The sequence below is a fragment of the Acidisoma silvae genome (assembly GCF_020618775.1).
In the GTDB taxonomy this organism is placed as follows: Bacteria; Pseudomonadota; Alphaproteobacteria; order Acetobacterales; family Acetobacteraceae; genus Acidisoma; species Acidisoma silvae.
This window is the reverse complement of sequence record NZ_JAESVB010000010.1, coordinates 51467-70684: the sequence shown is the minus strand read 5'-3', so window position 1 is coordinate 70684 and position 19218 is coordinate 51467. Positions and strand designations below refer to the sequence as shown.

At 60.7% G+C, this 19218-nt stretch carries 16 protein-coding genes and 1 pseudogene; 9 read left to right on the top strand and 8 right to left on the bottom strand.

Features of this window, described 5'->3' with window-relative positions:
* The first annotated feature begins 714 nt into the window (after positions 1–714).
* Positions 715–945, top strand: coding sequence for a hypothetical protein (locus ASILVAE211_RS18085; RefSeq protein WP_227322758.1), 231 nt, complete (start codon positions 715–717; stop codon positions 943–945).
* Positions 946–979: 34 nt separating this feature from the next.
* Here ASILVAE211_RS18085 and ASILVAE211_RS18080 read toward each other — a convergent pair whose 3' ends face one another.
* From ASILVAE211_RS18080 to ASILVAE211_RS18075, 3 genes and pseudogenes are all read right to left on the bottom strand, one after another.
* Entirely contained in the window at positions 980–3346 is a 2367-nt protein-coding gene (locus tag ASILVAE211_RS18080; RefSeq protein WP_264478967.1) for a PAS domain-containing protein, read from the bottom strand.
* A gap of 108 nt (positions 3347–3454) precedes the next feature.
* A pseudogene (locus ASILVAE211_RS26650) lies at positions 3455–3712 on the bottom strand (PAS domain S-box protein); the annotation flags it as partial.
* Positions 3713–4083: 371 nt separating this feature from the next.
* Positions 4084–5277 carry an MFS transporter gene (locus ASILVAE211_RS18075; protein ID WP_227322756.1) on the bottom strand — a complete coding sequence of 398 codons (1194 nt, stop codon included), beginning with the start codon at positions 5275–5277 and terminating at the stop codon, positions 4084–4086.
* 96 nt (positions 5278–5373) lie between these two features.
* Here ASILVAE211_RS18075 and ASILVAE211_RS18070 point away from each other — a divergent pair, with 96 nt between their 5' ends.
* Positions 5374–6378, top strand: a complete 1005-nt coding sequence (locus ASILVAE211_RS18070; protein WP_227322755.1) for an AraC family transcriptional regulator — start codon at positions 5374–5376, stop codon at positions 6376–6378.
* 17 nt (positions 6379–6395) lie between these two features.
* Here ASILVAE211_RS18070 and ASILVAE211_RS18065 read toward each other — a convergent pair whose 3' ends face one another.
* Complete coding sequence (locus ASILVAE211_RS18065; RefSeq protein ID WP_227322816.1) at positions 6396–7619, bottom strand: MFS transporter; 1224 nt, start codon at positions 7617–7619, stop codon at positions 6396–6398.
* Positions 7619–8551 carry a LysR substrate-binding domain-containing protein gene (locus ASILVAE211_RS18060; protein ID WP_227322754.1) on the bottom strand — a complete coding sequence of 311 codons (933 nt, stop codon included), beginning with the start codon at positions 8549–8551 and terminating at the stop codon, positions 7619–7621. Before ASILVAE211_RS18060 ends, ASILVAE211_RS18065 begins: the two co-directional genes overlap by 1 nt.
* Before the next feature lie 118 nt (positions 8552–8669).
* On the opposite strand from ASILVAE211_RS18060, the gene ASILVAE211_RS18055 reads away from it, so the two are divergent.
* Positions 8670–10001: an LLM class flavin-dependent oxidoreductase gene (locus ASILVAE211_RS18055; protein WP_227322753.1), complete on the top strand. Its 1332-nt coding sequence runs from the start codon at positions 8670–8672 to the stop codon at positions 9999–10001.
* Positions 10002–10123: 122 nt separating this feature from the next.
* Positions 10124–10393, top strand: coding sequence for an HU family DNA-binding protein (locus ASILVAE211_RS18050; RefSeq protein WP_227322752.1), 270 nt, complete (start codon positions 10124–10126; stop codon positions 10391–10393).
* A gap of 43 nt (positions 10394–10436) precedes the next feature.
* On the opposite strand, the gene ASILVAE211_RS18045 is transcribed toward ASILVAE211_RS18050, so the two are convergent.
* On the bottom strand, positions 10437–11378 hold the full coding sequence (locus ASILVAE211_RS18045) for a hypothetical protein (RefSeq protein WP_227322751.1): 942 nt from the start codon (positions 11376–11378) through the stop codon (positions 10437–10439).
* Positions 11379–11436: 58 nt separating this feature from the next.
* On the bottom strand, positions 11437–12276 hold the full coding sequence (locus ASILVAE211_RS18040) for a helix-turn-helix transcriptional regulator (protein WP_227322750.1): 840 nt from the start codon (positions 12274–12276) through the stop codon (positions 11437–11439).
* A 96-nt stretch (positions 12277–12372) separates the two neighbouring features.
* Between ASILVAE211_RS18040 and ASILVAE211_RS18035 the strand changes: the two genes are divergently transcribed.
* Positions 12373–13263, top strand: coding sequence for an SDR family oxidoreductase (locus ASILVAE211_RS18035; RefSeq protein ID WP_227322749.1), 891 nt, complete (start codon positions 12373–12375; stop codon positions 13261–13263).
* An 84-nt stretch (positions 13264–13347) separates the two neighbouring features.
* On the opposite strand, the gene ASILVAE211_RS18030 is transcribed toward ASILVAE211_RS18035, so the two are convergent.
* The gene (locus ASILVAE211_RS18030) at positions 13348–14397 is read right to left on the bottom strand and encodes a LacI family DNA-binding transcriptional regulator (RefSeq protein WP_227322748.1); all 1050 of its coding nucleotides are present in this window, start codon (positions 14395–14397) and stop codon (positions 13348–13350) included.
* A 257-nt stretch (positions 14398–14654) separates the two neighbouring features.
* Between ASILVAE211_RS18030 and ASILVAE211_RS18025 the strand changes: the two genes are divergently transcribed.
* From ASILVAE211_RS18025 to ASILVAE211_RS18010, 4 genes are read left to right on the top strand one after another with little or no spacing between them, the layout of a single operon-like run.
* Entirely contained in the window at positions 14655–15698 is a 1044-nt protein-coding gene (locus ASILVAE211_RS18025) for an ABC transporter substrate binding protein (protein WP_227322747.1), read from the top strand.
* Positions 15698–17218, top strand: a complete 1521-nt coding sequence (locus ASILVAE211_RS18020) for a sugar ABC transporter ATP-binding protein (RefSeq protein ID WP_227322746.1) — start codon at positions 15698–15700, stop codon at positions 17216–17218. The genes ASILVAE211_RS18025 and ASILVAE211_RS18020 overlap by 1 nt, the downstream gene beginning before the upstream one ends.
* Positions 17215–18195, top strand: coding sequence for an ABC transporter permease (locus tag ASILVAE211_RS18015; RefSeq protein ID WP_227322745.1), 981 nt, complete (start codon positions 17215–17217; stop codon positions 18193–18195). The genes ASILVAE211_RS18020 and ASILVAE211_RS18015 overlap by 4 nt, the downstream gene beginning before the upstream one ends.
* Entirely contained in the window at positions 18192–19217 is a 1026-nt protein-coding gene (locus ASILVAE211_RS18010) for an ABC transporter permease (RefSeq protein ID WP_227322744.1), read from the top strand. Before ASILVAE211_RS18015 ends, ASILVAE211_RS18010 begins: the two co-directional genes overlap by 4 nt.
* The last annotated feature ends 1 nt before the right edge of the window (position 19218 follow it).

The following is a 19218-nucleotide window of genomic DNA, read 5'->3' as shown; positions in this document are numbered from 1 at the left end:
TTTATTTTAAGTTATTTGATTTTTATATAAAAAATTATATTTATATTTATGAACAATGAATATTTATAATTTTTGTTTTTTAAAAATGTCTATTTTACTAAAAAATGAGACAAAGATACTGAATAACCGTGAATGTTACTGCCGACCACAACAAAACTCTCTGTTTCTGGGTCAGTCGGCCGGGCAATATTCTTTCGTTGGATACATGCGGTGACCAGCAGGCTTGATGCCTCTGCCAGCCGCAGCGGCGGCATCGATGCCACCAGCACTGACGAAATTGTACATCCGTAGCAAAACGTGATTGCTGCAACGCACAAAAAGGCTTGTCTATTTCAGATGAAACTAGTAGGTAATTAGCCGTAGCAGCGGCGGTCCATGATCGTGCCGCTACTTTCTTGGACGTTTCCTCCCTAAACTTGACGGTACTTCGGTGCCGTCTTTTTTTTGCCTAGGGCGCAGTCTCTAGAGCATGCACGTTGAGCTTTGGCAAGTAACTAAGCATCTTACGCCATCATACTCGCAATAACGGTTGAATACTCGCTGTAACGAACGCCTCTCCATCACGTTAGACAGCAGGTATCGCAATGGAAATCACGGCTGTTTCAGACAAGCTGTTGCCATAAGTTACAAAGTAATTTGTGCATCGCGGCTTTCGGGATCTTAAGCTCGTGGATAGCAAGGTGAGAATCCTAAATCTCACGGGACAACAAGCTGATGCAAAAAGTCGCTGTCTATAACTATTGGACCTGGATACCAGGAGAAGGACTGGGCAAAGTAGCTTGCCGCAAGCGCACGTTGCAGCAGATCGATAGCTTGTCCGGCATCGCGATTCTCGTCACGCGAGAAGATGTCGATGAGGCCGAGCTTTGCTCAGATCGTTCATACAAGCCCGAAAAGCTTCACGACACCGCCGCGCTTGCCACCGCCGCGCCGGCGCCTATTTGAAATCACCCACACTGCTGGCGCAGCGCCGTTAGCCTTATTGCGCCCCGATCAGATCCTTGATCCGATTTGCCAAACCGTCGACGGTGAACGGCTTCGTCAAAATATGCATGCCCCGGTCAAGATGACCGTGGCTGACAACAGCATTTTCCGCATAGCCTGTTATAAAGAGAATATTGAGTTCAGGCCGATGAATCCGCGCAAGATCGGCCACTTGCCGCCCGTTCATGCCCCCCGGCAGGCCGACATCGCTGACCAACAAATCGATGCGGACGTCGGACTGTAGAATTTGCAGCCCAGTCGGGCCATCTGATGCTTCAATCGCGACATAGCCCAAATCTTCCAACACCTCGGTTACCAACATCCGAACCGTCGGATCGTCATCGATGACAAGAACGGTCTCACCGAACTGAGCACGCGGCGTATCGCAAAATTCGATCGGACTGTCTTCGCGGTCTGCTTCCCCCGTGTAGCGAGGCAGATAGATGCAGACCATCGTCCCGGCGCCCACTTCGGAATAAATGCGCACCTGCCCCCCGGATTGGCGAGCGAACCCATAAATCATCGATAGGCCCAGCCCGGTCCCCTGGCCGATCGGCTTGGTGGTAAAGAACGGGTCGAAGGCTTTTGCGATCACGTCCGGCGTCATGCCCGTTCCGGTATCTGAAACGCAGAGCGAGACATATTGGCCCGGCGGCAAATCCCGCTCGCGCGCGGCCTGCACATCCAGCCAGCGATTGCCTGTTTCCAAAGTCAGCTTGCCACCAGTTGGCATGGCATCGCGGGCGTTGATGCAAAGATTAAGCAAGGCATTTTCCAATTGCCCAGCGTCGACGAATGTCGTCCACAATCCACCGGCCGCGATCAGCGGCTCCATCACAATAGCCGGCCCGATGGCACGGCGAATCAACTCCTCCATGCCCACGACCAGCCGGTTAATATTGGTGGGCCTGGGGTCAAGCGTCTGCTGCCGTGAGAAGGCCAGCAGCCGGTGTGTAAGGCTTGCCGCGCGTTTCGACGCGCCTTCGGCCGCATTGATATAGCGGTCAAGTTCCTTGATGCGGCCTTGCGCCAAGCGCGCGCGCAGAAGCTCAAGACTTCCTAAAATACCGGCCAGAAGATTGTTGAAGTCATGGGCAAGTCCACCCGTCAGTTGTCCGACCGCCTCCATCTTCTGCGCCTGCCGCAACTGCTCTTCCAGAATCCTCTGGCTTGTCGTCTCTATCCCCACACCGGTCTGGCGCGTCGCTTTGCCGGCATCATCAAAATACGTGTGGCCGCGCGATAGAACCCAGTGCACCGATCCATCCGGATGACGAATGCGGTATTCAAGTTCCAGGTCGCCCCCGCGCAGCGAATTGCCAGCCATCGTCATGCGCAGCTTCGGCTTGTCGTCCTGATGAACATTGGCCAAAAACCGCTCACGCTTCATCCCCGCTGCTGCTTCTTCAGCGTTCAGTCCGTAGAGCGCGGCAATCGCCGCATCGCAAAAAAACCGATCACCGGCCACATCATAGGTCCAGACGCCGACCCCGCCGACCGCTGACAGCGCAAGCCGTGTAAAGTCATTCGCATCCCGCAGATCTTTTTCGCGTTGCCGCTCCTCGGTCACATCGCGCAGAACGCAATAGACCGAACCTTCCAGCGGCACCGCCGTCCAGCTCAGCAGACGGAAATCGCCGTTCGTCGCAAGGAACCGGCGTTCGCATGCGACAGCGCTGCCACCAGCCATGGATTGCAATTCCGGCCGCGATTTTTCGCGATCCTCTGGATGCTCCAGCCATTCAGACGTGCGCCCGATGATCTGATCCGGCAGCCAGCCAAGCGTGCGGGTCCAGGCAGGATTGACGCTCAGCCAGACACCGTCGGGCGTGGCGACGCCCAGCATATCCTGGTTTACCTGCCAGATTCGGTCACGCTCCCGCGTGCGCTCCGCGACTTGCTTTTCCAGGGAGGCCGCAAGATTTTGAACTTTTCGTTCGGCCCGGCGACGCTCGACCGCCGCATGGGTACGCTCAGCCACCGCCCGAATGAATGCGATATCGGCCGCCGACCACGCGCGGGGCTCCGCGCTTAAGGCATAAATCAACGCCACCAGCCGACCATTTTCGATGATCGGGACATTGATGAAACTGCGTGCCGATACCGATTCCAAAGCAGAGGCGCTCGCGATCGTACGAGGATCGAGCCGGACATCCGATATCGCCACGGCATCACCGAGGCGAAGTTGGTCGTAATAGGATCCGTAATCCTCGACTTTCATTTTAGCGGGAAGACTGGCAATGCCGGACGCCGTCCAGTCACGCTCCATCGCAAAATATTGGCCGTCATCCGTCATCACGCCATACCCGGCAGAGCTGATGCCCAAAGTACGGCCGATGACGTCGGCCGCCACGAATGACATTTCGGGAATGCCGTCCGCACGCCCAAGGCGATCGCCGAGTTCGCGAAGGGCTTCCGCATCACGCCTGGCGGCAGTGCGATCGCGCAGAATCATGGCGAAGCCTGCCGCCTCGCCATCCTCGTTGCGCAGAGGGATCAGTTCGCCGCTGGCCCAGAACCGGGAAGCGTCACGTCTGACATGCCAATGCTCGTTCAGAGCGCGGCCGTGCAGTACGGCGACCTCCATCTTGGCCGCAAGCCGGTGGATCGCCTTATCCTCCGGCATAAGAAAAAAATCGGCAGGCCGGCCAAGCGCTTCGTCATAGGTCCAGCCAAGCACGCGATTGGCTCCCGGATTCCAGTCAGTGATACGGCCGCCCAGATCCATGGTGATGATTGCGATATTGGCCGCACCATTGAAAATAGCCCGATAACGCCACTCGGCCTGGGCGCTGGCCGGTGAACTCCGTTCCGATTCGGGTGATGATGCGGGTGTCGGCTCAGGCAAAGGGTGTCTCAACTTCCGTCAGTTGCAATCGCTATGGTGATCGCCGGCCGCTGCCGGGTGAGAGCCCAGCGGCACGGCGATCCATAACAATAACAATGTGAAGTTATACCCTGCGGCGCAATCGCGGATTTTACAGGTCGCGATGCCGTGCGATTTCCCGCGCCTCAGCGTGCCCGCCTTTACCCAGAACTCGTTTCTGCTTCGTTCCCGATATCAGTGACTGGACGGTGCGCCGCCAGGCCTGTTTGCCACTACGCCGGCAACCCGCGCGCGACCCGCGCAAAGACCAGGCAGGCCGTTGCCAGAAGCACAATTCCGCCGGCGACGAAGACGCCCTCCACGCCGCTGAAGCTGAACACCGCGCCGCCAAGGGCAGCGCCGGCCGCAATGGCGATCTGAACGGCCGCAACCAGAATACCACCCGCGCTTTCGGTCTCGTCAGGGGCGGCACGCGCCGTCCAGGTCGACCAGCCGACCGGCACGGCGCCGAAGGCCATGCCCCAGGCCGCTACCATCAAAGCGTGCATCGGCAACCCGAGGGGAAGCACCGCGAGCCCAAGTCCGACGACGCCGATGATCAGCGGTGCCAGCATCAGGGTCAGGCGCAGGCTGCGCTCCAGCAGAATGCCGGCCAGCATGGTGCCGACGAAATTCGCCAGACCAAAACCCAGCAGCATGAGCGCAATGCCATTGGCACCGACACCGGCGACGGTTTCCAGGAAGGGCCGAACATAGGTGAACAGCGCGAAATGGCCGCCGAAGACCAGGACCGAGCAAAATACGCCCAGCCGCATGCCGGGCCGCAGCAGCACCTCCAGCAAAGTCTCAAGCCTTGCCACGTGATTGCTCGGCAACCTTGGCAGAAAGGTCATTTGGAAGAGCAGCGTCACCAGCCCAATGAGCGTCGCGAAGAGGAAAACGCTGCGCCAGCCATAAAGCCCACCGATATAGCTGCCGAGCGGCACCGCCACGATGGTCGCAACCGAGACACCGCTGAACAGGATGGAGAGCGCGCGCGGCACCATGGGCGCCGGCACGAGCCTGATGGCGACCGCGGTCGCCATGCTCCAGAACCCGCCCAGGGCAATGCCGAGCAGCACGCGCGCCAGCATGAGCAGGATAAGATTGGGCGCGGCCGCCACCAGAAGATTTGACAGGATGAGCAAGACCGAAAAGCCCATCAGCACAATCCGACGATCAAGCCCCCGCGTAACGACGGCGGCAAGCAAGGCGGCGACCAGCGCGACAAGCGCGGTGGCCGTAACCGCCTGTCCTGCCAGCCCTTCGGAAATTCGCAGACTGGCCGCCATCGGCGTCAACAGGCTGGCTGGCAGAAATTCCGCCGTCACAAGGCTGAAAACACCCAAAGTCAAAGAGAAGACGGCTGGCCAGGATGCCTTTTCCGGCACCTCCGCAGACCAGCCTCGTTCCACATAGTCACTCATCATAAACCTCAATTGAATCCATTGCCGTCAGAATAGGCTGTGCAGGCCGGACGAACCATGATAGAAAATCCGCATTCTTTGATCGAAAGTCCGATCGTGACCGTTCCTGCCCTGTCCGTCCCGCCGCTGGACCTCATGAGCGAGCTTCTGCTCGGCATGCGCCTGCGCGGCATCCAGTATCGCCGGATCGAGGTGACGCCACCTTTCGGGTTGAGCTTCGGGGACGTCGCGCAGCGCGCGCATCTGCATGTAGTCGTGTCCGGCACCGCCTTCCTGCGCGGCACGGAAGGCACCGTCTATGACCTGCCGGCGGGCACGGCCGTATTCCTCCCCCATGGCGGCAAACATCAATTGCTGTCGGCTGTGGATTTGCCGTGCCGCGACATAGCAAGCTTCGCGGGCGAGCCAGTATGCGAGGCCCTGTGCGATATCACGGATTGCGGCGGCAGACCCGGCTGCCCGGACAATACCGTCATCGTCAGCAGCTGCATGGAATTCGATCTGGGCGGCATGCAGCGTCTTGTCCGTCTCATGCCGGAAGCCATGATTGCCGGCACGCTGCCGGAGCGTCACCCGGAGGTGACGGCCATCCTGAAAGCGATGGAAAGCGAAGTCAGCGGAAAACGTGTGGGTTTCGCTGGTATCCTGACAAGGCTGGCCGATATCCTATCCGCCATCATCGTTCGCGGCTGGGTGGAATGCGGTTGCGATAGCGCTTCCGGCCTGGTCGATGCCCTGCGTGACCCGCGCTTGGCTGGCGCTATCGCGGCACTGCACCGCGAACCGGGCCGTAGCTGGACCTTGGCCGATCTGGCCGCCGAAACCGGAAGTTCCCGCTCGGTTTTCGCCGAGCGGTTTCATGCCGTCACTGGCCAAACCCCGCTGCGCTACGCGGCAGAATTGCGCATGCGCCTGGCAGTGCAATGGATCAGCCGTGAAAACGTGCCGATTGATACTGTCGCCGATCGCCTGGGCTATGCCTCTCAGGCCGCGTTCAGCCGCGCTTTCAAGCGCGTGACAGGACATCCGCCCGGGACAGCACGCACAGCGCAGAATTACACTGCAAACCTGCAATTGGCCGGCATGATGCCGCAAAGCTGATTTCGGACTGGCCGTGATCAGGCAATCCGTCTTTTCCGCGTGACACTTGCCAGGATCGCCATACCGGCCAGGCCGCCGACACCAAGGGCCGCCAAGGCACCGAGCAACCCGAATGGCGTGATCAGGGCACCAGCGGCAATCATGCCCAGCGGCCAGCAGCCGATGCAGACCGTGACCAGCCCCATGACCCGACTGCGAAAGGCCGGCGGCGTTTCGGTCATCACAATGGTCGTCTGATGGATATTGTAGACGGCGCTGCCGATACCGCCCAGGCCAAAGACAATCAGCATGGGGATCAGCGCATGCGGCAGCCGACCCAGCAGGGAGGCCATGACCAGACCCAGGAACAGCGTCGTGGCACCGCCGGCGAGCCAGCGTAGCGGATGGCCCGGCAGAGGCTTCAACGCAACAAAAATCCCAGCCAGTAGCGAACCTGCCGGTTCGGCGGCCGCCAGCACGCCGATCATAACGGGAGACAAGCCCAGGATCAGTTTGCCGATCGGCGTCAGCAATGTGCTGTAACTATAGCCGAACAAATTGGTCAGGATCGTGATGCCCAGCAGAAGTGCAAGCGTCCGGCGCTTGACCGCGAAGCTGAGACCATCACGCAAGTCCCGCAACGCGCTCGTCAGCGACAAGCGACGCATCAGCTCCTGCCTGTAATGGATGGTCGATACCAAAATCGCCATACTGATGTTGAGAGCGGCGGAGAGCAGAAATGCCCCGGCAAGCCCGACATATTGATAGGCCAATCCGCCCAGCAGAGGGCCGGCGCACCGCGTTGCATAGCTTGCCATGCTGTCGACGGCGACGGCGCGAAGCGCGAAAGACGGGCCAGCACTTTCGGCAACCATCCGCCGCCTTGCCGGCATCTCGGTCGCATAGACAAACCCACTGACCAAAGCCGCGATAGCGATCTGCCAGGGGCGCAGCATGCCCCAAGCCGCGAGCATTCCGACCGTGCCGGCCGAACCCGCGCTCACGAGCAAACCAGCGACCACGATGCGTTTGCGGTTGGTCGCATCCGAGATGACGCCCATGAAAGCGCCGGCAATCAGGAGCGGCAGGCTCCTGGCCGCCGATACCAAAGCGACGTCGAAGCCCGATTTTGTAACCTGTAGCGTGAACAAGGCTGCCGCAAGCACTTCCAGCCACAGCATGGCGTTGGAAATCCCGCCTGCAATCCACAAAGGCCGCAAGCCAGGAGCTTTCCAAAAGCGCGAGACAGGACCGCCCGGCATTACCATGACCTGAGCGCTGGCGACCGAATGGATTTCACGCACTCCGCTGCCAGCCAGGACTTGAACGCGATAACAAGACTGCGTTGCGCGCTCCTCACCGGGATAGTCAGGCAGTAAGGCTGATCGAGGGCGATGGGATGATCGACCGGAATGACAAGATCGCCGGCCTCCACAGCCTCGGCGCAGAACATGCCTTGGCCCAAAGCCACTCCAAGACCACCACATGCAAGATCAAGCGCGGCACGCGATGAATTTGCGGTCATGCCGCGCTGAACATTACGATCGGCGGCAAGGCCCAGACTATCGAACCAGGTTTTCCAACGCGGAAATGACGCCGATGATGGCCCCCAATCCGTATGGATCAGTTTCTTCGTGAGCAGGTGCTCGGGCGACGTCACAGGACCGTATCTTTCCAAAAAGGACGGCGCGCAGACCGGATAGACGTAATCCTGCGCGATCTCTTCCGTCTCATGCTCACGATAGTGGAATTGCCCATATGAGAGGCGGATGTCGATCAGGGCAGACTCGAAGGGTGCCGGGTCATCTTCTCCACGCAGCGATATATCGATCGGGCCATGTGCGTCGATAAAGGCCGGCAGGCGAAAGGACAGCCAGCCCATGGCCACGGATTGCGCAACGGATACGACAAGCGAAGACCGCCGCTCGCCACCACTGAGGTCGCGCGAGATCGTCCTGATTTCTGCGAAAGCGCCGTTGACCTGAAGATAAAGTTCTCTGCCCGCCTCCGTCAGAACGATACGGCGGTTGATTCGATTGAAGAGTTTGCGCTCGATCTGATCTTCCAGCCCGCGCACCAATTGGCTGACCGCCGCAGGCGAGACCGCAAGCTCGTCAGCGGCCGAGACGAAACTGCCGAGCCGGGCCGCCGCTTCGAAGGCCTGCAAACTGCGCAAAGACGGCGAAGCGGCCATCAGTCTCCACAATAGGTAAGTTCAGCTTTTCTATTTCCCCAATTTTCTTGTTTTTCGCAAGATCAGTAGCCGTGTACCATCGATTTTATTGTGGATTTGAGCTCGAGGGTTGATGGATATGTCGCGGAAAGAGATGATTTTGGCGGCGTTTTTCTACAATCCGCAAGGCGATCACCGTTTGTCCTGGCGGCATCCCAATGCACCGGGTCAGGAGATTTTTGATCTCGCCTATTACCAGAAATTGGTCGCGGAGGCCGAACGCGCCAAAATAGATGCCGTCTTTATCGCGGATCACCTCGGCATCTGGGACAATTTTGAAAGCGGCGTCGCGCATTACGCCAATACCCGGCTTGAACCGATCACGCTCGTCTCTGCCCTTGCGGCCGTGACGAAGCATATCGGCTTTATGGTCACTGCCTCGACCTCCTATAGCGAGCCTTACAATATCGCACGGACCTTCGCCTCCCTCGACCATATCAGCCATGGCCGCATCGGTTGGAATGTCGTGACATCAGCCTTGACCGAAGAGGCGCGCAATTTCGGGCTGGACGGCAATATCGCCCATGCAACCCGATATGACCGGGCAAGGGAATTCCTCGATATTACGAAAGCCTTGTGGGATAGCTGGGAGGACGGCGCGGTTGTCATCGACAAAAACACCGGCTATTTCGCTGACCCGCAGAAGGTCCATTACCTCAATCACCAGGGTGATCATTTCCGCGTCAAGGGTCCGCTTAACGTCCCACGCTCCCCACAGGGTCATCCGGTGATCGTGCAGGCCGGCTCCTCCGATGCAGGCAAGGCCCTTGCCGTGGCCCATGCCGATATCCAGTTCGCGGTTATCCGCAGTGAACAGGACGGTATCGCCTATCGTGCGGATATGAACGAACGGCTCGCGCGGCAAGGGCGGTCGCCCGACAGCTTCAGGCTGTTGCCCGGCATCCTGCCGGTCGTCGCTTCATCCCAGGATGAGGCCTTAGACAAGCAGGCGGCGCTGGAAGCCCTGATGATTGACCGGGTCAGTGTCGATCTGCTCTCCAGCTGGGCCGGCGTGGACCTGTCGGCCTTCCCGCTCGACGGGCCTATCCCGACCTTGCCTGATCTGGAAAGCTACGATGGCTGGCGGACCTGGCTTAAACTTATCCAGACCGAATCGAACAAGGGCCTCTCCATCCGCCAGCTGGCACGCAAAATTGCCAATACCGGCTCCGTGCCGATGGTGGCCGGAACAGCGCGGCAGATCGCCGACCAGATGGAAGCATGGTTCGTCGCGGGCGCAGCGGACGGTTTTAACCTGATGTTCCCCCTTCTGCCTGATGACTGGGTTAATTTTATGAGGCAGGTCGTGCCGGAACTGCAGCGGCGCGGACTTTTCCGAATTGAATACGATTTCGGAACGCTTCGTGACCGCCTTGGCTTGGCACGTCCAAGAAACAGCTTCCTGGCTTAAACTGTGACAAACGGCTGGGAAAGTGAAGTCGCAAAGAGGATTATGACAACACCATCAGGAGTTGCTTGAAAATGGCTCAGCTTATGGCATAGAAGGTTCTCCGTCCAACTTAGGATCGATTCATGTCCAAAGCCTTTCTTGCCCAGGTCATTCAGGAGACGCTCGAAACCACGGGTGTCGCCGCCAATCGGGCAGCAACCGATGTCATCGACGCCATCGTCAAGGAGCTGAAGAAGGAAGGCGGTTTCACCCTTCCGTCCTTCGGCACCTTTACCGTCAAAAAGACAAAGGCGCGCAAGGCCCTGAACCCGCGCACCGGCGAACCTGTGAAGGTCAAGGCCGGCAAGACCGTGCGCTTCAAGGCCTCGCCGTCTCTCAAGAAAGCCGTCTGACGTGATATCCGGCTGGCTGGCTTCGCCGCCAGCCGGATCATCTCTACTTTGCCGATGCGCCGACCGTATCCGCCACAAGCTGGATCGAAGACCAGTGTGTCGTCAACTTGACCCCGCCCCAGATATGCTGGCCGGCGTAGAAACTATCGATCGTCCAGTGGCCGGGGTCGCTGTCTAGCGCAAAAGGCCCAGCGCGCAAAAAGCCAATCAGCCTCGGCAATAGATCGACATGAAGCGTCCGCGTTTCGCCAGGCATCAAAAACCGCTGCCCGAGCAGCGGCAGCTTGTCGTCCACGCCGAAGGGATTCTTCGTGAAGAAGAAATTGGACCAAGGTGCCGATCGCATCTTGGCGCAGAAGGCGAGTCGCGGCGCCGGTTGCGGGCCGCAGACAGTGGTCAGCGCCAGCTGATAGAAAAGCGTCTGATGCGCCGTTCGATTGTCCAGAATGACGGCTATCAGCGCACCACCCTGGGCGACACCGCAAATCTCACGCTTGGCTGACGGCGTAGCGGTATAGGATACAGTCGCCGCCGCATAGAGATGCCGCAAATCGGTCAACGGGTTGGCATGGAGCGCAGATGTGTAGCCGTCGATCTCAAGCCGGTTGGTTTGTTTGTTCGGTGACAAAAACAGATCGGATTCCCTCGGCTGACCGCCCGCGGTCAGACAAGGCAATACTGCACCGTCTTGGGAGAGCGTAATGGCCGTGCCACCACGCGAAGCGCGAAGGACAGTCACGCTCGCTTCGGCTGACTGAGACGTGGACAGAGTCGCAGCCCCAGCCGCCACGGAGCTGAACGCCGAAAGATTTCCGCCTGGAATATCCCAGGCGACCACCCCCCAACTCGCCGCCGGACCGCTCGCGGTATAAGGAAAAGGTCCGCCAGGCGGCACTGGCTGGACGGGCGAATGAATCGATATCGAGTCAAGGGGCTTGAGCAGTGTAACCTCTCCGGCTCGGGCCGGCCCGATCGCGGCGACCATCGCACAAAGCGCCATGGCCAGGCTTCGGCATGATACGGGCGGCCGAGCGTTCATTGTCTCAGCCATGCGCTGCCTCCCCGGACCGCACAAGAGCACGGACACGATCTGCATCGGCCAAGTGGATCGGATTATAGACAATCATCGATAGGTCCGGCCGCCCATCGACTGCAAAAGCGGAATATTCAACTGCGATCGACCCCAGAACCGGGTGCCGCAGATGCTTGACCCCTTCGCCATGGCCGCTCACGTCATTGTCGCGCCACAATGCCGCGAATTCTGGGCTGATCTGGCAGAGTTCGTCGACAAGATCGGCAAGCTCCGCCACAGCCCCGGCGCGGGCGGCATCCGCCCGGAATGCCCCCACTGCGAAGCGGGCGACCTTCATCCAGTCATCCTGCACCGCGCGAACGCCAGGATGGCAGAAGATGAGGCGTAGAATATTGTGCCGCCCCGGCGGCAAAGCGCCGTAGTCTGTCAGCAATATCGTGGCCGCGCGATTCCAGGCGACAATGTCCCAAAGCGCGGTTTTAACGATGGTGGCGCTGACTTCGAAGGAATCGATCAGGCGCTGCAGTCGCGGCGTGATGCCGTCGACCGCCTTGTAGCGAACCTCGGGCGGGCGGCCGAGACCAAGAAGGAAAAGATGCTCGCGCTCAGGCTCGGTCAGCATCAGCCCATGGGCAATGCGATTGAGCACATCCGCCGAAGGAGCGCCGCCGCGCCCTTGCTCCAGCCAAGTATACCAGGTTGGGCTGATATTGGCGCGCTGGGCGACCTCTTCGCGGCGCAAACCTTTTGTTCGCCGGCGCGCCACCGGCAGGCCGAAGGCAGCCGGGTCCAGCCGTGACCGCCGGTCTTTCAGATAGCTTCCCAACAGATTGCCGGTCGCGGCGGACATGCTGATCCTATTGATAATTATACCAGGATAAGATAACTACTTTAACAGGATAAAACAGCGACCGATAGTAGCGCCGGATCAAACGGAGATCGCCTCATGCGTGTATTCCTGACCGGCGCGACCGGGTTTATCGGCTCCAGAATTATCCCCGAGCTTCTCAAGGCCGGCCATGAGGTTCTCGGCGTCACACGATCGGATGCCGGCGCGGCTGCGCTCATTGCCGCCGGCGCCATACCCTATCGCGGCACATTGGAAGACCCGGAGAGCCTTGCCCAAGGCGCGGCACAGACCGATGGCGTTATCCACTGCGCTTTCGATCATGATTTTTCGAATTTCGTGGCGAATTGCGAAAAGGACCGGCGCGTCATTGCCGCCATGGGCGCGGCATTGCAAGGCACCGACAAGCCGCTGATCATAACCTCCGGTACCGGCATGGGCAGCGCCCAGCCTGGCCAGATGGCGACGGAGGATGTCATCAATCTCGACAACCCCAATCCCCGCTCGGCCTCCGAAAAGGCCGGCAATGCCCTGCTGGATGCCGGCGTGAATGTCTCCATGGTCCGGCTGCCGCAGGTTCATGATCCGGTCAAGCAAGGGCTTGTGACGCCCTATGTGACGGTGGCTCGCGATAAGGGCGTCGCTGCCTATATCGGTGAGGGGCTGAACCGCTGGCCCGCCGCCCACGTGAGTGACGTCGCACGTCTCTATGTCCTGGCGCTGGAACGACGGGACGCCGGAGCCCGCTATCATGCGGTCGCTGAGGAGGGCATCGCGGCACGGGATATCGCGACAGTCGTTGGCGCTGGCTTGAAGATCCCCGTGATTTCTTTGCTGCCGACGGAAGCGCACGAGCATTTTGGCTGGCTCGGTCTTTTCGTTGGCATGGACCTGCCGGCGTCGAGCACACTGACCCGCGCGACACTCGGCTGGGAGCCGACCGGTCCCGGGTTGATTTCCGATTTGACGGCCATGCGTTACTTCGACTGACCGGTCAGGGGCTTGCCGCGCCGGCAAGCTCCTCCCCATTCATAGCGAACTCAAAACATGATGACTTAATTTTACGCTAGATGATCATGGCAGATTTTCCCGAAAGATCGGATGCACGCGCATGGGTCTGGCCGTGGGTCTTTCGATGCCACGGGCGGCTTGCACCAGAAGATTGATTGCTTCCCGCGCCTCGACACGCGGGTTCTGGTCGATCAGCGCATCGATTGTGCCAGAGATGAGCAGGCGGCGGGTGCCTTCCGTCAATTCATGACCGATAAACACCACATCCTGGCCGCGCCCGGATTCCTCCAGCGCCCGAGCGATGCCTTCGACCCCGCCGCCGATGCTGTAAATGCCAGCGAGGTCCGGATGGCGTTCCAGCAGCCGTCTGGCTTCCTCATAGCCGCGCGTCGTATCGTCACTCATCTCCCGCAGTTCCACGATCGTCAGGCCGGGATGGGATTCCGTCAGGATATGGCGGAACCCCATCTCCCGCTCCTCATGGCCGCGATAGGACAGCGATCCCGCGAAGAGGGCGATCTTGGCGACATTCTGGCAAATGAAACGGCCCAGCAGATGGCCGGCCAGCCGGCCGGCGGCGCGATTGTCGATGCCGATATAGTCCAGGCGCGGCACCTGGGTAATGTCGGACGCCAGCGTCACCACCGGCGTGCCTTCGCCGATTACGGCACGGATCGCCTCACGCAACAAAGGATGGTCAAGCGCCGTAATACCCAGCCCCTGGGATTTGCCGGCGAGTTCGCCGAGCTTGTCCGCCATGGCAGCGGGATTGAACCCTTCGATCATATGCAAACGCAGCTCGACATCCGGGCGCTGTGCCGCGCTTTCCGCGAGTAGCCGGGCGAGGTTAAGGATAAAGCTGTTCGTCCCGTCCGGCAGAACAAAATCAAGTACCAGCGGCGGCCCTGCCATTTCCGGCTCTGGCTCCGCCGACAGATAGCCAAGACGGTTCGCCACCTGCAGCACCCGCTGCCGTGTTCTGTCCCGTACCCCCGGCCGATCATTGATGACCCGATCCACAGTCGCCAGCGACGCGCCGGAATGCCGGGCGACGTCATCCAATGTCGGCCGCCGTCGTGCCAATGGCCGCGTCGTCTCGCCTTCAGGTGCCATAAAAACCCTCGAACCCAAAAACCTCAGAACACATCATTTCGCTCGTCGCTCTATCCAGCCGCAAATTTTCAGACAATTCGCTTAACACCTCAATACACATCAATAAATGATTTGTCTTGATGTTTTAAAAATCATGCCTTTAAGGTGCCGACGGATCGCGAAACCGTCATCAAGGCGGGCGCAATCGCCACCGTCAAAAGCAACGGCCATCGGGGGGTGCACCCTTGGTCGACAAAAAAGCACCACGGGGAATCGCAATGGCATTTACGCGTCGGGGTTTCACCTCAGCGGGTCTTGGTCTGGCCAGCGTCGCCGCCTTGGGCGGTATCAAGCCCAGCCAAGCTGCGGCGCCGGTCACCATCGGCCTGTCCAATGGCTATTTCGGCACGGAATGGCGCGATCAGATGATCGACGCATCCAAGACGCAATTTGCGATGTATGAAAATCAGGGGCTCGCGCACAAGCTCATCGTGCAGCAAGCCGGTCCGGACACGGCGGCACAGATTCAGGACGTGCGGAACATGATCCGCAGCCGCGTCAATGTGCTGATGATCGACGCGAATTCCGCGACAGCGCTGACCGGTGTCATCCATGAAGCGAAACGCGCTGGCATCCCCGTCATCGCTTTCGATCAGGCCGTGACGGACCCTTACGCGATCAATGTCGGCATCGACGAATATGACTGGGGCAAGCATTACGCGGAATGGATCGTGGCCCAGCTGAAAGGCCAGGGCCGCGTTGCCGTGATGGACGGCGTGCCCGGCCATCCGGCGGCCGTCGCGCGGCGCACCGCCTTTATGGATGTCTTCGCCAAGAATCCAGGCATCAAGATCGTCTGGTCCGGCTATGGCATGTGGGATCAGGCCAAGGCGCAGGCCGTTATGGCAACCGTGCTGGCGGCAACCCCGCATATCGACGCCGTTTGCACGGAAGACGGCATGGGCCTCGGCATCATGCGGGCCTTTCAGGCAGCGGGACGGCCGGTGCCGATCATGACCGGCGAAGCCCAGAAATCCTTTCTGCTTGCCTGGAAAAAGGAAAGAGACGCCGGGCATGACGTACATCTGTTTGCGCGATCGAATCCACCCGAAATCGGCCGCACGGCAGTCGGCGTCGCCGTGCGTATCGCGGCTGGCCGCAAACTGAAACCGCTGCCCGATAATACCTATCACTATCCGATCAAGGTTGAAGTCACGAATGACAATCTTGACCAGTTGCTGGCGAGTGTCGCTGACAAGCCTGATGGTTATTTTCTCGGTGAATATTTGAGCGAAAGCGAATTGGACAAGCTTTTCGTGTGATGACTGATCATTTACCCCTGCCCCCTGGCCGCGTCACGGCCCGCCGGATCAGCAAATCCTTCGGCGGGGTGCCGGCTTTGGCTGGTGTTGATCTCGAGCCCCGACCTGGCCGGGTACTGGGCCTGCTCGGCGCCAATGGCTCTGGCAAATCCACGCTCTGCCGCATCATCGCGGGAGAGATGGCGCCGGATGGCGGCGAATTGCTGTTGGACGGCGAGGCCGTGCGTTTCGCGACGCCGAAGGATGGCGTGCGGCATGGCATTGTCATCGCCCACCAGCATCCAAGCCTGGCACCCGATTTGCCGGTTTGGGAAAACTTGTTTCTGGGCATGGAACGCTGCGGTCTCGGCGGCTTCGTCTCTCGCGCCGGCAGCAGGCGTGCGGCCTGGCATATGCTGCAAGCCGTGGGCCTCGACATCGATATCGACCAACCGGTGGAACGCTTGTCGGCCGCCGAACAGCAATTGGTTGAAATCGCCCGCGCCCTCTCGCGCGAGCCGCGCCTGCTGATCCTGGACGAGCCCACGGCCGCACTGTCGGCGGCTCTCGTCGAGCGTCTTTTCGCCCATGTGCGGGCGCTGGCAGCAAGTGGCACCGCTATCATTTTCATCTCGCATCGGCTTCAGGAAGTCGAAGCGCTGTGCGACGATCTGGTCGTCCTGCGCAACGGCCACCGCGTCGGCAGTTGGGAACTCGACGGCAGTCTGGATGAGGCACGCGTGCTGGATCTGCTGACCGGAGATTCCGATGTGGCGTCCCGCGCGCGTGACCGCAAGCCGCAGGCGGCACGAGAGGTCGTACTCACACTGGAAGGTCTGGCAGCCGGTACAGCGCTGCGCGGCGTCGATCTTGATCTTCATAGCGGCGAAATTCTGGGGCTGGCGGGTTTGCAGGGCCAGGGGCAGGAACAATTGCTCGATGCCGTCGCCGGTTTTAGGCGCAAGGATAGCGGCCGCATCGTGCATCGTGGCCGCGCCCTGTCTCCACGCCGTCCCCGTGACATGATCCGGCGCGGCATCTGTCTGGTGCCGAATGACCGTCATCGCCAGGGCCTGTTCATGAACGAGACCGTTGGTGAAAACCTGGCCGCCGTTTCCGTCGCCATGCAGCCACAACCCTGGCGATTGCGCCGCCGCGCATTGCGCGACTTCGTGCAGCGCGCGATTCCACGTCTGCTGATCAAGACACGCGGCCCGGCGCAGCCGGTGGCGACACTATCGGGCGGCAACCAGCAAAAAGTCGTCATCGGCAAATGGCTGGACGGTTCGGTTGATGTGCTGCTGCTCAGCGACCCGACCAAAGGGGTCGATCTGCGGGCAAGGCGTGAAATCTATGACACGATCGCCGATCTCGTCGCCGGCGGCAGCGCGGCTTTGGTCTATGCGTCCGACATTCATGAATTGCTGCATCATTGCGACCGCATCCTTGTCATGTTCGAAGGCCGCATCGTGGAAGCATTGTCCGGCAGTGCCATGACCGAGCAGCGCGTCATCGCCGCCAGCTTCGGGCGCGTCGCATGAGCGCCGCAGGTGGCCTTCCCCGCACGGGATCTGCCCTGGCCATTTGGCCGGCCTTGCGCCGCAGCGGACTGGGGCCCGGCCTGCTGATGCTGGCCGTCGTCACCGGGCTCAATATCGCCTTGCAGCCTGATTTCTTCTCCGGCGCTTCACTCTCCGGCAATATCGCGACCTTCGCGCCGACCATTCTGATCTGCGTCGCGCAGGCTGTTATCGTCCTGAGCCGCGAGCTTGACCTGTCCCTCGGCGCCGGCGTGTCGCTGATCAATTGCGTCATGGCGAGCCTGCCGCAGGATAAAGTGGGCGGTCCCCTCGGCGTCATGGCAATCGCCATCCTGGTGGCAATACTGCTTGGCGCGGTCAATGGGCTGCTGGTCGCCTATGCCGGGCTGCCGTCTTTGGTCGCGACCTTCGCGACCGGCGCTATCTGGTTCGGCCTGGCGCTGACCATCATGCCGCAACCGGGCGGCGTGATTTCGGATGCGATCGGCGACCGTTATGCCGGCACGCTCATGGGCATTCCGGTCCCGCTACTGATCATCGCTGTGGCAATGACCGGCTGGGCTATTCTCGCACGGCACCGCTCGGGGCGACGGATCATGGCCGTCGGCAGCAATCCGCAGGCCGCGCGCGACGCGGGCATTCCGCTCCGCCGTACCAAACTGCTTGCCTATCTGGTCGCCTGGATTTTGGTGGCGCTCGGCGCCATCGCCATTTCCGCCCAGACCCTGTCGGGAGACCCGCGCTTAGGGACGAGCTACACACTCGCCTCCGTCGCGGCCGTCGTCATCGGCGGCATTTCCCTGGGCGGCGGACGCGGCACGCCCTGGGGCGCTCTTGTCGGCGCATTGGTGCTCGGCCTTGTTACCAATGTCATCTACTTCGCCGGCATTGCCAGCAGTTGGCAGGAATTCGTGAAGGGGCTCGTCATCGTCGCGGCCCTCGGCTTCATGGTGCTGGAAGGACAGCGCCGCGCATGACCAGACAACTCACCCGCCCCCTCGCCCTTGTCGGTGTCGCCATCCTGCTGCTGCTGGTCGGTCAGGCGCTGCTGCCCGGATTCCTGAGCCTCGGGCAGATCGGCAATCAGCTCAAGATCGCGGCCTTTCTTGGCCTCTTCGGCCTCTGCCAGACCATCGTCATCGCGGCCGGCGGTCAGGGGCTGGATTTGTCCGTCGGTGCCTCCGCGACGCTCGGCGGCATTCTGGGTGCCGCGCTGATGCAGGGCAGTAACGGGCTGACCGCACCGGCCTTGCTGGCGGCGGTCGCCGCCGGAGGCTTGGTCGGTGTCATCAACGGCATCGGCATCGCATTGATGCGCATACCGCCGCTGGTCGCGACACTCGCCATTGCCAGCGTCGTCGATGGCGGCACTATCCTCGGTGTTTCGATTGCCCATCCCGCCAATTCCGCCAGCCCTGTTCTGGTCGCCATTGGCGGCTGGGCCAGCGCTGGTGTGCCGAATATCGTCATCGTCTGGGCCATCCTTGGCGCCTTGGCCATCTGGCTGCTCTCGGCCTCGGCCTGGGGAAAGCGTTTGACGGCGACGGGCGCCAATCCGGTTGCGTCCCTGCTCTCAGGCAATCATGTCACGGCCATCCGCATCGCGGCCTATGGGCTGAGCGGCGCCTTGGCCGCCTTCGCCGGCTTCCTGCTGACCGGTTACGTCGGCCAGGCCTTCTTCGGCCTTGGCGACCCCTATATCCTCACCAGCGTCGTGGTCGCTGTCATCGGTGGCGCCACACTTGCCGGCGGCCGCGCGCCTTATGCGGGCGTTGCGGCCGCGGCCATCATGATGACGGTTCTCGTCAGCCTGCTGACGGCGCTGGCCATCGGCGAGGCCGGGCGGCAGATCATTTTCGGCCTCGTACTGCTCGGCTTTCTGGCGCTCGACCGGATGATGAAAGGCAGTCTGCGCATGGCTATGATCGGCCGACGGCCCAATCCCGCTCCCCCCATTGCGGCGGCATCCTCCGCCGCCGATACGCCCCGAGGAGGCTGAC

What these genes read in the sequence shown, in the direction of transcription:
- ASILVAE211_RS18085 (WP_227322758.1), top strand. Translation starts at nt 715, where the DNA reads ATGCAAAAAGTCGCTGTCTATAACTATTGGACCTGGATACCAGGAGAA.
- ASILVAE211_RS18080 (WP_264478967.1), bottom strand. Translation starts at nt 3,346, where the DNA reads ATGTCATTCGTGGCGGCCGACGTCATCGGCCGTACTTTGGGCATCAGC.
- ASILVAE211_RS18075 (WP_227322756.1), bottom strand. Translation starts at nt 5,277, where the DNA reads ATGAGTGACTATGTGGAACGAGGCTGGTCTGCGGAGGTGCCGGAAAAG.
- ASILVAE211_RS18065 (WP_227322816.1), bottom strand. Translation starts at nt 7,619, where the DNA reads ATGCCGGGCGGTCCTGTCTCGCGCTTTTGGAAAGCTCCTGGCTTGCGG.
- ASILVAE211_RS18060 (WP_227322754.1), bottom strand. Translation starts at nt 8,551, where the DNA reads ATGGCCGCTTCGCCGTCTTTGCGCAGTTTGCAGGCCTTCGAAGCGGCG.
- ASILVAE211_RS18055 (WP_227322753.1), top strand. Translation starts at nt 8,670, where the DNA reads ATGTCGCGGAAAGAGATGATTTTGGCGGCGTTTTTCTACAATCCGCAA.
- ASILVAE211_RS18050 (WP_227322752.1), top strand. Translation starts at nt 10,124, where the DNA reads ATGTCCAAAGCCTTTCTTGCCCAGGTCATTCAGGAGACGCTCGAAACC.
- ASILVAE211_RS18045 (WP_227322751.1), bottom strand. Translation starts at nt 11,378, where the DNA reads ATGGTCGCCGCGATCGGGCCGGCCCGAGCCGGAGAGGTTACACTGCTC.
- ASILVAE211_RS18040 (WP_227322750.1), bottom strand. Translation starts at nt 12,276, where the DNA reads ATGTCCGCCGCGACCGGCAATCTGTTGGGAAGCTATCTGAAAGACCGG.
- ASILVAE211_RS18035 (WP_227322749.1), top strand. Translation starts at nt 12,373, where the DNA reads ATGCGTGTATTCCTGACCGGCGCGACCGGGTTTATCGGCTCCAGAATT.
- ASILVAE211_RS18030 (WP_227322748.1), bottom strand. Translation starts at nt 14,397, where the DNA reads ATGGCACCTGAAGGCGAGACGACGCGGCCATTGGCACGACGGCGGCCG.
- ASILVAE211_RS18025 (WP_227322747.1), top strand. Translation starts at nt 14,655, where the DNA reads ATGGCATTTACGCGTCGGGGTTTCACCTCAGCGGGTCTTGGTCTGGCC.
- ASILVAE211_RS18020 (WP_227322746.1), top strand. Translation starts at nt 15,698, where the DNA reads ATGACTGATCATTTACCCCTGCCCCCTGGCCGCGTCACGGCCCGCCGG.
- ASILVAE211_RS18015 (WP_227322745.1), top strand. Translation starts at nt 17,215, where the DNA reads ATGAGCGCCGCAGGTGGCCTTCCCCGCACGGGATCTGCCCTGGCCATT.
- ASILVAE211_RS18010 (WP_227322744.1), top strand. Translation starts at nt 18,192, where the DNA reads ATGACCAGACAACTCACCCGCCCCCTCGCCCTTGTCGGTGTCGCCATC.